Raw genomic sequence first — 14,398 nt, 5'->3', positions numbered from 1 at the left:
CTTACCCCACCCAGCGGCGTGCATTGCGCCAGAGTTCCATCCACGGGCTGGGCTGGTTGGCATCCAGCGGTGTCCAGCTCATCTGGATGTTGCGGAACACGCGTTCCGGGTGCGGCATCATGGCCGTAAAACGGCCGTCGGCCGTCGTCACCGCAGTCAGGCCACCGGCGCTGCCGTTCGGGTTGGCCGGGTAGGCCTCCGTGGGCTGGCCGTGGTTGTCGGTGAAACGCATGGCGGCAATCGCCTTGGCGGCATCGCCGCGGTGCGCAAAATTGGCATACCCCTCGCCGTGCGCCACCGCGATCGGCATGCGGTAGCCGGCCATGCCGGCAAAAAACAGGCTGGGCGAATCCAGAGCTTCCACCTGGCTCAGGCGTGCCTCGAAGCGTTCACTGCGATTCGTGGTGAAACGCGGCCAGGCGTCCGCGCCGGGAATGATGTCTGCCAGTTCGGCAAACATCTGGCAACCATTGCACACGCCGAGGCCGAAGGTGTCGGTGCGAGCGAAGAAGGCCTGGAACTGCGCCGACAGCGCCGGGTTGAAGGTAATGGAGCGGGCCCAGCCGATGCCGGCGCCCAGGGTGTCGCCGTAACTGAAGCCACCGCAGGCCACCACACCCGTGAAGTCGGCCAGTTGCGCGCGGCCGGCCTGCAGGTCGGTCATGTGGACATCGAAGGCCTCAAAGCCGGCCTGGGTGAAGGCGTAGGCCATCTCGACATGCGAGTTGACGCCCTGCTCACGCAGAACGGCGACTTTCGGACGGGTCAGGTTCAGCGCCGGACTGGCAATATTTGCTATCGACTTTATAGCTGTTTGCGCAGCTGGTGAAAGGGCTGGAGCCTGATTTGATCCCAAAAACACGTGCAAACCAGGATCCAGCGGGTTGCCAGCGGCGGCGTGCTCCTGATCAGCGCAGGTCGGGTTGTCGCGCTGCTGGTTGATCTTCCAGCTCACGCTGTCCCAGACCTGGTGCAGGTCCTGCAGTTTCGCGCTGAACACAGCCTTGGTGTCGCGCCAGACCTGCACCTCGCCCTTGCCAACGTCGAGCGAGGCGTGCTGCGGGCGCGTCTTGCCGATAAAGTGGCTGAACTTCGACAGGCCATGGTCGCGCAGGGTCTGCATGACTTCGTTGCGCACCGAAGTTCGCACCTGGATGACGGCGCCCAGCTCCTCGTTGAACAGTGCCTTGAGGGTCAGTTCTTCGCGGCGCGCGCCGACTTGCGATGCCCAGTTTTTGCTGTCGCCCGTGTCCATGCGGCTGTCGTGGATGCCATCACCCTCGACCAGCAGCATGTCGATGTTGAGCGACACACCCACATGGCCGGCAAACGCCATCTCGCAGGCGGTGGCAAACAGGCCGCCGTCGCTGCGATCGTGGTAGGCCAGCAGCCGGCCTTGGCCGCGCAGGGTATTGATCGCGGTGACGAGGTTGACCAGGTCTTTCGGATCGTCGAGATCCGGCACGTCACCGTTTTCCAGCTCCAGCGTCTGCGCCAGGATGGAGCCGCCCATGCGGTTTTTGCCCTTGCCCAGATCGATCAGGATCAAGGTCGTGTCGGCCTCTAGCGCGTTAAGCTGCGGCGTCAGCGTGCCGCGCACGTCCGCCAGCGTGGCAAAGGCGCTGACGATCAGCGAGACCGGCGAGGTGACCTTTTTGCTGGCGCCATCGTCGGACCAGACCGTGCGCATGGACAACGAGTCCTTGCCGACAGGAATCGACACACCCAGCGCCGGGCACAACTCCATGCCGACGGCTTTCACGGTGGCGTACAGCGCGGCGTCCTGGCCCGGCTCGCCACACGCGGCCATCCAGTTGGCGGACAGCTTGACACGCGGCAACTCAATCGGCGCGGCCAGCAAATTGGTGATGGCCTCGGCCACTGCCATGCGTCCGGAGGCGGCGGCATTGACCGCTGCCAGCGGCGTGCGTTCACCCATGCTCATGGCCTCGCCGGCAAACCCGGCGTAGTCGGCCAGGGTCACGGCGCAGTCGGCGACCGGCACCTGCCAGGGGCCAACCATCTGGTCGCGGTGCGTCAGCCCGCCGACGGTGCGGTCGCCGATGGTGATCAGGAAACGTTTGGACGCCACCGTTGGGTGGCTGAGCACGGCAATTGCGCTGGCCTGCAGGTCCACGCCGGTCAGGTCAATCGGTTTGATCTCATGGCGGACAGTTGTCACATCGCGCTGCATTTTTGGCGGCTTGCCCAAAAGCACATTCATCGGCATATCTACCGGTAATGCCTGGTCGGCATCCGACAACACCAGCTGCTTTTCCTCAGTGGCCGCGCCAATCACGGCAAACGGGCAACGCTCGCGCTCGCAAAAGGCCTGGAACACCGGCAGCGATTCCGGCGCAATCGCCATCACATAACGTTCCTGGCTTTCATTGCTCCAGATTTCCTTGGGCGACAGGCCGCTTTCTTCCAGTGGCACGGCGCGTAGGTCAAACGTCGCACCGCGCCCGGCGTCGTTGACCAGTTCGGGGAAGGCATTGGACAGGCCGCCGGCGCCCACGTCGTGGATCGCGAGGATCGGGTTGTCGGTGCCGAGCTGGGCACACTGGTTGATGACTTCCTGGGCACGGCGTTCGATCTCGGGGTTGCCGCGCTGCACCGAGTCGAAGTCGAGTTGCGCCGCGTTGGCGCCCGAAGCCATGGAGCTGGCCGCGCTGCCGCCCATGCCGATGCGCATGCCGGGGCCACCGAGCTGGATCAGCAGCGTGCCGGCCGGGAACAAAATCTTCTTCGTCAGTCGCGCGTCGATCGTGCCGACGCCACCGGCGATCATGATGGGCTTGTGGTAACCCCAGCGCTGGCCACCCACGGTCTGTTCGTACTCGCGGAAGTAACCCGCCAGATTGGGACGGCCAAACTCGTTGTTGAAGGCCGCGCCGCCCAGCGGGCCCTCGGTCATGATTTGCAGCGGGCTGGCGATGTGTTCGGGTTTCCCGAAGTCGCCATCAAACAGGCGCGACACGGTAAAACCTGTCAGGCCGGCTTTGGGTTTGGAGCCGCGCCCGGTCGCGCCCTCGTCGCGGATCTCGCCGCCCGCGCCGGTGGATGCACCGGGGAAAGGCGAGATCGCCGTCGGGTGGTTGTGCGTCTCCACCTTCATCAGCACGTGGGTCAGCACGCCCTCAAAATCGCTATAACTTTGATAGCTGGTTGCGCTTTCTGCATATGGGCTGGAGGCCGATTTTGCATAAAACTTCTGAACCGGCAGGCCTTCCATGACGGACGCGTTGTCTGAATAGGCCACCACCGTGTGCTGTGGGTGCAGCTTTTCGGTGTTGCGGATCATGCCGAACAGGCTCTTGTCCTGCGCCACGCCGTCGATGGTGAAGTCGGCATTGAATATCTTGTGGCGGCAATGTTCGCTGTTGGCCTGCGCGAACATCATCAGTTCGACGTCGGTCGGGTTGCGCTGCAGGCCGGTGAAGGCGGTCACCAGGTAATCGATTTCGTCGGCGGCCAGCGCCAGGCCGAACTCGCTGTTGGCGGCTTCCAGCGCTGCCTTGCCGCCAGCCAGCACGTCAATCGTTTGCAGGGCCGCGCCCTGCAATTCAGTGAACAGGCCGGCAGCCTGCGCGCGGTCAGTCATCACGCTTTCGGTCATGCGGTCGTGCAGCAGCGCTTCGACCTGGGCGCGCTGCGTATCGCTCAGCGCACCTTTGGCGAAAAACCTGGACTTGAGGCTGACGCGGTATTCGGTGATGCGCTCGATGCGTTTGACGGCCAACCCGCAGTTGTGGGCGATGTCGGTGGCCTTGGAAGCCCAGGGCGAGACGGTGCCGAAACGCGGCGAGACGATGAACAAAAAACTGTCTTCACCCGCCGCTGCAGCCGGTTCACCATAACTGAGCAGTGCCGCCAGGCGGGCCTTGAGTTCGTCACCCGCCTCGGCTTCGGTCGCCACCAGGTGCACAAAACGTGCGTTGATACCGCTGATGGTGGGTTCTATGGTTTGCAGGCGGGGAAGCAGTTGCTGGACGCGGAAGTCGCTCAGGGCGCTGATACCGTGGGCATCGCCCTCGAAAGTCGTCAGGTGCAGGGTCACGGTGGCGGTGGCCTTGTTGGTTGTCGGCGGGGCCGCGCAGGCCCGCCGGGGGTTTGGCAGCGCTGCGGGCCTGCCGGGGTACTCGTTAACCCTGAATTTTATCAGCGATGGCCGCCGTCGCCGCCTGTTCAGAGCCCAAGTGGGATAATCGCGGCATGAGTATTACGTACAAAGACGCGGCCGGCATTGAAGGCATGCGGGTTGCCTGCAAACTGGCGTCCGAAGTGCTGGACTACCTCACACCCTTCGTGAAAGCCGGTGTCACCACGCGCGAGATCGACAAGCTGGCCAACGACTACATGGTCAACGTGCAGGGCACGGTGTCGGCCACCCTGGGCTACCAGCCAGCCGGTTATCCGCCCTACCCGGCTTCCCTGTGCACCTCGCTGAACCATGTGGTCTGCCACGGCATCCCCAACGACAAACCGCTGCGCAAGGGCGACATCATGAACATTGATGTCACTGTCATCACCAAAGACGGCTGGTTTGGCGACAACAGCCGCATGTACCTGATTGGTGACGTGTCGATTGCGGCCCGGCGCCTGTGCAAGGTGACGTATGAAGCCATGTGGCACGGCATCATGCGTGTCAAACCCGGCGCGCGGCTGGGCGACATCGGGCACGCCATCCAGGTGTTTGCCGAAAAGCAGGGCTTCACCATCGTGCGCGAATTTTGCGGCCACGGGATTGGCCAGCGCTTCCATGAAGAACCCCAGGTGCTGCATTACGGCCGACCCGGCACGCTGGAAGAGCTCAAGCCCGGCATGACCTTCACCATAGAGCCGATGATCAACGCCGGCAAACGCGAGATCAAGGACGGCCCCGAAAAAGACGGCTGGACCATCGTCACGCGCGACCATTCCCTGTCGGCGCAGTGGGAGCACACGGTGCTGGTGACCGAAACCGGCTACGAGGTCCTGACTCTGTCGGCCGGCAGCCCGCCGATCCCTGAATTTGTGCCTTCTGTGCCGCTGCGGGCTGTAGCGCCAGAGGCAAGCGTCTCCACCGCCGATTCAGCCGCCTGAACCGGCGCCACCGGCCGGTCTGCCCCGCATGCGGTCCACGCTGCCCTCTTCTTCCCTGAGCGCCGAAGCGCTGGCCTTGCGCGAGCAATACCGGGCCGGCAAAGCAGCCCTGCTGGTTTCGCTGGCCAACAGCGGTTCCTCCACGCGTGGCCTGCGCAGCCTGCTGCACCGGCTGGCGCGGCACACCGACACCACCCTGCGCCGGCTCTGGCTGCGCGCCGGTTTTCCCGCCGCCTGCTCGCTGGTGGCGGTGGGCGGATTTGGCCGGGGCGAGCTGTTTCCGCATTCAGATGTGGATGTCCTGCTGCTGCTGCCTGACGCCGTCGCCGTGGGCGCCAACCCCGACCTGACCAGCCGCATCGAAAAATTCATTGGCAGTTGCTGGGACACCGGGCTGGAGATCGGCTCCAGCGTGCGCACCCTGAGCGATTGCGCCGAAGAAGCCGCCAAAGATGTCACGGTTCAGACATCCTTGCTGGAGGCGCGGCTGCTGGCGGGCTCCAAAACCCTGTTCGCGGCGCTGGTCCAGCGCCTGGACGCCGCGATGGACCCGCAGGCCTTTTTTGTGGCCAAGACGCTGGAGCTGCGCCAGCGCCACAACAAGTTTGAAAACACGCCCTACTCGCTGGAGCCCAACTGCAAAGAGTCACCCGGTGGCCTGCGCGACCTGCAGGTCATCCTGTGGGTGGCGCGTGCGGCGGGGCTGGGCAAGTCCTGGGACGATCTGGCGCAGAGCGGTCTGGCCACCGCGTTTGAAGTGCGCCAGATCAAGGCCAATGAAGCGCTGCTGGGCTTGATACGCGCGCGCCTGCACCTGGTGGCGGCACGGCGCGAAGACCGCCTGGTGTTTGACCTGCAGACCGTGGTGGCAGAGTCTTTTGGCTATGTCACGGTGGCGCAGGAGGGCAACGGTCGCGTCATTTCACGCGCCAGCGAAGCGCTGATGAAGCGTTTTTACTGGGCCGCCAAGGCGGTGACCCAACTTAACCAGATCCTGCTGCTGAACATCGAGGAGCGGCTGTACCCCAGCGGCCATACCCCGCAAGTCATCAACGCAAACTTCCTGAACAAGGACGGCATGATCGAGGTCGCCAGCGATGACCTGTACCTGAAAACCCCCCACGCCATTCTCGAAACCTTCCTGATTTACCAGACCACGGTGGGCGTCAAGGGCTTGTCGGCGCGCACCCTGCGGGCGCTGTACAACGTGCGCAGCGTGATGGACGCGCGTTTCAGAAGGGATCCGGTCAACCGGGACACCTTCCGCCAGATCCTCCAGCAGCCGGTCGGCATTACCCACGCCATGCGCCTGATGAACCAGACCTCGGTACTGGGCCGTTACCTCTGGGTGTTCCGCAAAATTGTCGGGCAGATGCAGCACGACCTGTTCCATGTGTACACCGTCGACCAGCACATCCTGATGGTATTGCGCAATGTTCGGCGTTTCTTCATGGCCGAACACGCCCACGAATACCCGGCGTGTTCACAACTCGCCGCAGGCTGGGACAAGCCCTGGATTCTCTATATTGCCGCGTTGTTCCACGACATCGCCAAGGGTCGCGGCGGCGACCATTCAGAGCTCGGCTGCCGCGATGTGCGGGTGTTCTGCCGCCAGCACGGCATTGCCGCCGCCGACGCTCAATTGATCGAATTTCTGGTCGGCGAACACCTGACCATGAGTCGCATCGCCCAGAAAGAAGACCTGAGCGACCCGCAGGTCATCGCCGGTTTTGCCAAACGCGTCGGCAATGAACGCTACCTGACCGCCCTCTACCTGCTGACCGTGGCAGACATACGCGGTACCAGTCCCAAGGTCTGGAACGCCTGGAAAGGCAAGCTGCTGGAAGACCTGTACCGCTACACCCTGCGTGTGCTGGGTGGCCGTGCGCCCGACGCAGACGCCGAGGTGGAATCCCGCAAGCGTGAGGCCCTGACCATCCTGGCGCTGCATGCCGAGCCGTTTGAGGCGCACAAGGCCTTGTGGGACTCCCTTGACGTCAGTTATTTCATGCGCCACGAAGCGGGCGACATCGCCTGGCATGCGCGCCAGCTTTCGCGCCATGTCGGCAGCGCCAAATGTATTGTGCGGGCACGGCGTTCAGCCACTGGCGAAGGCCTGCAGATACTGGTGTACACGCCGGATGCGCCAGATCTGTTTGCCCGCATCTGCGGCTATTTTGAAGAGGCCGGTTTCAGCATTCTCGATGCCAAGGTGCACACGGCCAGACCGCACAAGGGTTCGCCCGGTTATGCGCTGGATACCTTTCAGGTTGTCAGCCCCACGCTGGCCGACCACTACCGCGAGCTGGTGGCCATGGTGGAGGCCGATCTGGACCGCGCGATTGAAGAAAACGGGCCACTCCCGGCGCCGGGTAAAGGCAGGGTATCGCGCCGCGTCAAAAGTTTTCCGATCACGCCGCGTGTGGACCTGCGACCTGACGAAAAAGCCCAGCGCTGGCTGCTCAGCGTCTCGGCCAGCGACCGCGTCGGGCTGCTCTATTCGATTGCCCTCGTGCTGGCCCGGCACCGCATCAACCTGCAGCTTGCCAAAGTCACCACCCTGGGTGAACGTGTGGAAGACACCTTCCTGATCGATGGCCCGGAGCTGCAGCACAACAAGGCGCAGATCGCCATCGAGACTGAGCTGCTGGAAGCCTTGTCCTCCTGAGCGCGGCGCGGCACTCTGAGGCGGCCTTGCTTTTATCCTCAGGAAATATATAATTCATAGCTTGTCAGCACAAAGAGTTATAAAAGAATAACAAGACTTTGTGTACCTGCCGCGCCTCGTCGTGGGAACCCACTCCCAAGGAGGAACACCATGGTGAAATCGCTGCTCCGGCTGTCTGCTGGCATCGACATCCTGAACCGAAAAATCGGTCGCAGCTGCATCTGGCTGATTCTGGCCTCCATCCTGATCAGCGCCGGCAATGCCTGGACGCGCAAGCTGTTTGACGCCAGCTCCAACGCTTGGCTGGAGATCCAGTGGTATCTGTTTGCTGCCGCCTTCCTGGGCGCCGCCGCCTACACGCTGCTGGTCAACGAACATGTGCGGATCGACGCCATCTCGCAATTCTTTTCCGAGCGCACGCGCGCCTGGGTGGACCTGCTGGCCTTCCTGCTCCTTATCCTTCCCGCCTGCGTGCTCCTGATTTTTCTCGGCAGCGAGTTTTTCTACCAGGCCTGGGAATCGGGCGAGATGTCCTACAACGCGGGCGGCCTGATCCGCTGGCCCGTGTACCTGTGTATACCGCTCGGCTTCTCGCTGCTCGCCCTGCAAGTGCTCTCCGAAGCCGTCAAACGGCTGGCTTTCCTGACCGGCCACCGAAGCACAGCCCTGAGCAGTGAGGCCGACCTGCCGACATTTCGCTTCGGTGGCAAGACGCCGGGAGACGCAGCATGACCGCGTGGATCATGCTCAACATGGCGCCCATCATGTTCGGCTGCCTGGCGCTGTTTCTGGTCAGCGGTGTGCCTGTCGCCTTTGCCCTGGTGTCCTGCGGGCTGGTTTTCGGCTTCATCGGCATAGAGCTCGGCATGCTGCCGCCCAGCCTGATGCAGGCCCTGCCTCTGCGCATGCTGGGCATCATGTCCAACGAGACGCTGTTGGCCATTCCCTTTTTCACCTTCATGGGCCTGGTGCTGCAGCGTTCCGGTATGGCCGAGGACCTGCTGGAGACCGTCGGGCAGGTTTTCGGCCGCATGCGCGGAGGCCTGGCACTGGCCGTCGTGGTGGTCGGCTCGCTGCTGGCCGCCACCACCGGTGTGGTGGCGGCGTCCATCATTGCCATGGGGCTGATCTCCATGCCCATCATGCTGCGTTACGGTTACGACCGGCGTGTGGCCAGCGGCGTGATCACCGCGGCCGGCAGCCTGGCACAGGTGGTTCCACCTTCGCTGGTGCTGATCGTGATGGCCGACCAGCTCGGCCGCAGCGTCGGCGAGATGTATGCCGGCGCCTTGCTACCCGCAGTCATGCTGATCGGGGCTTATGCGGCCCTGGTGGTGATCATGGCCTTGGTGTTTCCCAAAATGCTGCCGGCGCTCCCCCCCGAGGCCCTGATCTACAAGGAGGCGGATGGCGCGAGTGGATCGCGCTCGCTGCTGGTCCTGACCGCCCTCAGCTGCGTTGCGGGCTGGTTGGCGCTGCATTTTTATCCGTACGTGCTGGAGGCCATCGACCGGAACGTGGACGCGCCCAAGGACGAACTGGTCATGGTCGCCCTGGCCGGTGGCGTGCTTTTTGCCTTTTTTGCGGCGCTCGCCGACACGCTACTGGGAACTCGCTGGTTGTCCAGGCTGGCACGGCGTGTGGCTTTCGTGCTGATCCCACCCCTGCTACTGATCTTCCTGGTGCTTGGCACCATCTTTCTGGGAATCGCCACGCCAACAGAGGGCGGCGCCATGGGCGCGGTGGGCGCCCTCATCCTGGCCGTCGCGCGCCGGCGCCTGGATATCAATCAGGCCATCGACGCCCTGCTGGCCACCACCAAACTGGCTGCGTTTGTGCTCTTCATTCTGCTGGGCGCCACGGTGTTCAGCCTGACTTTCCAGGCCGTGGACGGCAATGTCTGGGTGGAACACCTGTTCGACAAGTTGCCGGGCGGAAGCACCGGCTTTCTGATCGCCGTGACCGCCATGGTTTTCGTGCTCGGGTTTTTCCTGGACTTTTTCGAGATTGCCTTCATTCTTCTGCCCTTGCTGGCACCGATTGCCAACAAGCTGGAAATCGACCTGATCTGGTTCGGCGTCCTGATCGGTATCAACCTGCAGACCTCCTTCCTGACGCCGCCATTCGGCTTTGCCCTGTTCTATCTGCGCAGCGTCGCTCCTTCGGAAGACTATGTGGACGCCGAAACCGGCCAAAAAATCGCTCGCATCACCACCGGCCAGATTTACGCGGGTGCCCTGCCCTTTATTGCGATACAGGTTGTTTTGCTGGGCCTGATCATCGCGTACCCGCAACTGGTTATTGGCGAACGGGCCCATGCCGCCAAGGTCAAACTCAAGCAGGGCGTGATCTCTGAGCGGATGCTGGAGATGGCACCTGGCGGTGAGTACCAGACCGGTCCAGCGATGGACATGAATGCCCTGTTTGGCCTGCCGCCCGAGCCGCCAGCCTCCGCGCCGGTTGATAAATAAATAATATATATGCTAATCAATAGCTTGCATCATTTATATTATGTAGAACATTAATATGTTTACCCCCTTGCCTAGAGGCCAACTGAGAGGAGTCGCTCAGACACTCCCTGGCCTCGACACCAGACCGCCGCCCGAATACCTTCATGAAAATCCTGACCGGTTTGCCGTGGTCTCCAGGCATGGCAGGGGCACAGGGGCAGCCAAAGGCACTGCTGGTTAATCGGTGAGCGCCGTAGCCACGCCGTGGCACGCGCCCTGGTCCGGCACCGCATCAATCTGCAGTTCGCCAAAGTGCCCCTCCCTGGGCGAACGCGTGGAAGACACCTTCCTGATCGACGGACCTGAATTGCAGCAGCACCGAGCCCAGATAGCGATTGAAACCGAACTGCTGGAAGCATTGTCTTCCTGAGCACGGCACGCGGTCTTACGTCAAGACTTTCTTTTGGCATACGCAAGCTGTTTGACCACCCTTCCCTTCCAATGAGTGGCGGCAAACCCAGTGGTCTCTTCGCCGCCGCCTTCCTGGCGCTCCCGTCTCCACGCTGCTGGTCAACGCACATGGGTATAAAAATGGTGGACGCCATTGTGGCACCGGCCAATAACCCCGTACTTGACGTTCAGCTTGTCCTTTATGCTTATGCCCGATGACATCGGGCGAGCAGTGTTTGCTACCCAAACCACCAGAGAGGCTCCTCATGGATTGGCAACAAATGTTGGACACCTTCGCGCGCATGCCGCCCGAAGAAAAGCAGATCTGGTGGCAAGTTGCGGCAGGGCTGTTGGCATTGATGCTGGGCCTGCTCTGGCTGGAAAGCCGCTACTTCAAGCCCAGCGCCCGGGTTGGCAGCTGGCTGTCGGTTCGGCTGATGTCCATCCTTGCGGCACTTCCAACGGTTGCCATCGTGATCGTGCCTGCACGTGCGGTGGGAGGCCCCGCGGCACTGGGCCTTTTCATCCTTTCACTGTATACGCTGGCTCCACTGGTGTGGTTTGGCAGCCATGTGCTGGTGGGGCGGCGAGTGCGCCCGGTGCTTACGGTGCTGGAAAGCCTTGCGCTAGGGGTCACCGGTTTGGCCATTCTGGCGATACCGGGCACCGCCTACTTCGCCATGGAAGGGCCTCTGAATGCCGCTTCGCGCGAGATCGGCCAGCGCCGCGAGGTGCCGGCGGACAACCCGCCGCTGGAACACCAAGTGCAACCTGTGCAGCGCTACAACCTGGCGGGCGCCGGGCTCATCTACACCCAGTCGCTTATTGGCGCGCCCGATATGCGGCTGGTGCGGGTAGAACTGCGCCAAGGTGGGCAGTGGCCCAAAGACCAATCCACCGCGCACCCCGTTTACTGCACCCATGGCAATGACGTGCACCTGATGTGGTCCGCCAAAGAGCCACCACCCTACCTGCGCCTGCACTGGGCGCAATCCAACGGCTCCGTCATTCGTTCGGAATTCACCCCGCAGATTGCTTTTGAAGCCGCGCCCCCTGCGGCGGAGTTCAGCATGGGCTTTCGCCCTGATGGCGTAGACCCCATTGCCCCCATTCCGCGCGCGCGGGCCTACCTCGTGCTGACCAAAGAAGGGCTCGCACCGTACACCCAAATACTGGGCAACCCACCCGGCGCAGGCGAAGTACGTACCACCGATTGCGTGATGACAGGCTTCAAACGCGTGACCAGCACCGAAGACTGGCAAGTGCAGGCCATTGGCCTCTTGTTCTATCTGCCCACGGGCAGCGCCGCATTGCGCAGCCTCATCGAGAGGCCATAGTTAAATAGGCCTCTAGCCTTTGTGGAATATGCGCGAGCAGCTACCAAAAGCGTAGCAATTCAAACCTCGCACCATGGCAAATAGCAAGGGAGCCCACCATGGCTAATAAGAACACCCATCAAAAACTGGCCGATTTAATCGGCGCCGACAACGCGCGGGCATCCGTCAACCGAGCAAGGTCTATCGGTGAACTCACCAAGCGCGGGCGCAACGCCCAAGGCTATTCGCCTCTGCGAATCCTTGGGCTGCTGGGCAACTTGGCCCGTATGCTTGCCGTTGGGCCTGCCGCCCGAGCCGCCAGCCTCCACGCCGGTTGACAAATAAAGTAGTAATCTTTATAATAATCAACGAGTTACATAATTTATGTTATGTAAACCATCAATGTAGTTGCGCCTTGCTGGGGTGGTCAGCTGTCCTTGTCACCCACTGCCACAGGAGGCCAACATGAAGAGTCGCTACACAGAAATTATGTCGGGAGAGGAGACTCTCAGGCACTCCTTGGCCTCGGCTCCCGACCGTCGTCCCTTGGCCAGACGCGTCTTCTTCAAACCGGACAGCCATGAGTTGCAGGCGGAGTTTCTGCCCTTGATTCAGGCCCACGCCGATTACCTTCGTGAAAATCCTGAACGGTTTGCGCTGGTCTCCGGCCATACCTGGGGTACCGGCAGCCAGCGTTATTGCTGGCTGATCGGTGAGCGCCGCAGCCGCGCCGTGGCACGCGCCTTGATACGGGCAGGTGCACGCGCCAGCCAGATCACCGGACACAGCAAGGGGTCAGCGACCCCGGTGCTCGATGAAGGCAGCAAGGCACCGCTCTACCGGCGGCGCGCCAATATCGAATATTGTTCAGCCGACGAATTGGCAGCCAAGCTGATTCCCGCGCCGGGGGCGCCAGCCTGGTGGAAGGCTGTCCTGGGCTCCGCGCCGCTGAAAACTGCCTGAAATCCTGACCGGACGGTCACCCCTGCCGGGGTTCTGCTGAACCGCCCCCCCCCCCGATGGGCTGCAAGACTCAGTCATCGGCCGCATCCAGCCCGGGAAACAGCACCTCGGTGAAGCCGAACTGCGTAAAGTCCCGAACGCGCATCGGATACAACTGGCCGATCAGATGGTCACATTCGTGCTGCACCACCCTGGCATGAAAACCCTCGACGGTGCGGTCAATCGGGTCACCGTACGGGTCTACACCGGTGTACCGGATACGTGAGTAACGTGGCACCAGCCCGCGCAGGCCGGGCACCGACAGGCAACCCTCCCAGCCGTCTTCCTCTTCGTCCGACAGGGGCGTGATCACCGGGTTCAGCAACACGGTGCGCGGCACCAGCGGCGCGTCCGGGTAACGCGGGTTGACCGCATCGGTGCCGAAAATCACCAGTTGCAGGTCCACGCCGATCTGCGGAGCAGCCAGGCCAGCGCCGCTGACCGCACGCATGGTTTCGAACATGTCGGACACCAGCAGGTGGATCCCGTCGGAGTCGAATACGGTCACGGGCGGCGCAATGCGCAGCAGGCGCGGATCGCCCATTTTGAGGATTTCGCGGATGGTCATGAGCCGATTATCGCGGCGCTAAACCCATCGTGCCTGCCCGTCGGTCACGCTCTGGGCCGAAGACGCGGTATCAACCAACCGGGCTCAGGGCGAATGCGGCCCCGCATCCAGCAGGGCCAGCAAGGCCGCTTCGTCAATCACTGCCACGCCCAGCTCCTGCGCTTTGGTCAGCTTGCTGCCGGCCTCGGTGCCCGCCACCACGTAATCGGTTTTTTTGCTGACCGAGCCCGCCACCTTGCCGCCGGCGGCTTCCACCCGGTCTTTGGCATCGTCCCGGCTCAGCGTTGGCAAAGTGCCGGTAATCACAAAGGTCTTGCCCGACAGCGGCTGCGGCGCACGGGCAGCCGGTTCGCCCTCCAACCAATTCACCCCGCAGGCGCGCAACTGCTCGACCACCTCGCGGTTGTGCGCCTGGTCGAAGAAGGTGCGCAGGCTTTTGGCGACGATGGGGCCGACGTCGCTGACCTCCAGCAACTGCTCTTCTGTGGCGTCCATGATGGCGTCGAGCTTGCCAAAATGGCGCGCCAGTTCCTTGGCCGTGGCTTCGCCCACATGGCGTATGCCCAGGCCGAAGAGAAAACGCGGCAAGGTGGTGGTCTTGGACTTTTCCAGCGCCTGCAGCAGGTTCTGCGCGGACTTGTCGGCCATGCGGTCCAGCCCGGCCAGGGCCGTCAGGCCCAGCTTGTAGAGGTCTGGCAAGGTGCGGATGATGTTGGCGTCGACCATCTGCTCAACCAGTTTGTCGCCCAGGCCTTCGACCTCCACCGCACGCCGGTGGGCGTAATGCAGGATGGCTTCCTTGCGCTGGGCGCCGCAGAAAAGGCCACCGGTGCAACGGTAGTCGGCTTCGCCTTCTTCA

At 62.7% G+C, this 14,398-nt stretch carries 11 protein-coding genes; 8 read left to right on the top strand and 3 right to left on the bottom strand.

Features of this window, described 5'->3' with window-relative positions:
- Position 1 precedes the first annotated feature (1 nt).
- Positions 2-4,060 (bottom strand): phosphoribosylformylglycinamidine synthase, encoded by a 4,059-nt coding sequence (gene purL, locus Q8L50_RS15410; protein WP_305349519.1) that lies wholly within the window; start codon positions 4,058-4,060, stop codon positions 2-4.
- 155 nt (positions 4,061-4,215) lie between these two features.
- Between purL and map the strand changes: the two genes are divergently transcribed.
- The 8 genes from map (at position 4,216) to Q8L50_RS15370 (ending at position 12,932) form a co-directional block, all read left to right on the top strand.
- On the top strand, positions 4,216-5,085 hold the full coding sequence (gene map / locus Q8L50_RS15405) for a type I methionyl aminopeptidase (protein WP_305349518.1): 870 nt from the start codon (positions 4,216-4,218) through the stop codon (positions 5,083-5,085).
- Between the two features lie 28 nt (positions 5,086-5,113).
- Complete coding sequence (locus tag Q8L50_RS15400; protein WP_305349517.1) at positions 5,114-7,753, top strand: [protein-PII] uridylyltransferase; 2,640 nt, start codon at positions 5,114-5,116, stop codon at positions 7,751-7,753.
- A 150-nt stretch (positions 7,754-7,903) separates the two neighbouring features.
- Positions 7,904-8,485 carry a TRAP transporter small permease subunit gene (locus Q8L50_RS15395; protein ID WP_305349516.1) on the top strand — a complete coding sequence of 194 codons (582 nt, stop codon included), beginning with the start codon at positions 7,904-7,906 and terminating at the stop codon, positions 8,483-8,485.
- Entirely contained in the window at positions 8,482-10,224 is a 1,743-nt protein-coding gene (locus Q8L50_RS15390; RefSeq protein WP_305349515.1) for a TRAP transporter large permease subunit, read from the top strand. The genes Q8L50_RS15395 and Q8L50_RS15390 overlap by 4 nt, the downstream gene beginning before the upstream one ends.
- Before the next feature lie 223 nt (positions 10,225-10,447).
- A complete protein-coding gene (locus Q8L50_RS15385) occupies positions 10,448-10,633 on the top strand; it encodes a hypothetical protein (RefSeq protein ID WP_305349514.1) in 186 nt (61 codons plus the stop codon).
- A gap of 301 nt (positions 10,634-10,934) precedes the next feature.
- On the top strand, positions 10,935-11,990 hold the full coding sequence (locus tag Q8L50_RS15380; protein ID WP_305349513.1) for a hypothetical protein: 1,056 nt from the start codon (positions 10,935-10,937) through the stop codon (positions 11,988-11,990).
- 98 nt (positions 11,991-12,088) lie between these two features.
- Complete coding sequence (locus Q8L50_RS15375; RefSeq protein WP_305349512.1) at positions 12,089-12,307, top strand: hypothetical protein; 219 nt, start codon at positions 12,089-12,091, stop codon at positions 12,305-12,307.
- Positions 12,308-12,515: 208 nt separating this feature from the next.
- Entirely contained in the window at positions 12,516-12,932 is a 417-nt protein-coding gene (locus Q8L50_RS15370; RefSeq protein ID WP_305349511.1) for an OmpA family protein, read from the top strand.
- A gap of 70 nt (positions 12,933-13,002) precedes the next feature.
- Here Q8L50_RS15370 and def read toward each other — a convergent pair whose 3' ends face one another.
- Positions 13,003-13,539, bottom strand: a complete 537-nt coding sequence (gene def, locus Q8L50_RS15365) for a peptide deformylase (protein WP_305349510.1) — start codon at positions 13,537-13,539, stop codon at positions 13,003-13,005.
- Positions 13,540-13,623: 84 nt separating this feature from the next.
- Positions 13,624-14,398 (bottom strand): helix-hairpin-helix domain-containing protein (locus tag Q8L50_RS15360; RefSeq protein ID WP_305349509.1); only part of this gene is annotated, 775 nt, incomplete at its 5' end.

This window comes from Polaromonas sp., assembly GCF_030680935.1.
Taxonomy (GTDB): domain Bacteria; phylum Pseudomonadota; class Gammaproteobacteria; order Burkholderiales; family Burkholderiaceae_C; genus Polaromonas.
Note: the sequence above shows the minus strand (reverse complement) of the source record. Positions and strands in the feature narration are given on the sequence as shown.

Coding starts and splice junctions, on each gene's coding strand:
- map (WP_305349518.1), top strand. CDS start 4,216: ATGAGTATTACGTACAAAGACGCGGCCGGCATTGAAGGCATGCGGGTT.
- Q8L50_RS15400 (WP_305349517.1), top strand. CDS start 5,114: ATGCGGTCCACGCTGCCCTCTTCTTCCCTGAGCGCCGAAGCGCTGGCC.
- Q8L50_RS15395 (WP_305349516.1), top strand. CDS start 7,904: ATGGTGAAATCGCTGCTCCGGCTGTCTGCTGGCATCGACATCCTGAAC.
- Q8L50_RS15390 (WP_305349515.1), top strand. CDS start 8,482: ATGACCGCGTGGATCATGCTCAACATGGCGCCCATCATGTTCGGCTGC.
- Q8L50_RS15380 (WP_305349513.1), top strand. CDS start 10,935: ATGTTGGACACCTTCGCGCGCATGCCGCCCGAAGAAAAGCAGATCTGG.
- Q8L50_RS15375 (WP_305349512.1), top strand. CDS start 12,089: ATGGCTAATAAGAACACCCATCAAAAACTGGCCGATTTAATCGGCGCC.
- def (WP_305349510.1), bottom strand. CDS start 13,539: ATGACCATCCGCGAAATCCTCAAAATGGGCGATCCGCGCCTGCTGCGC.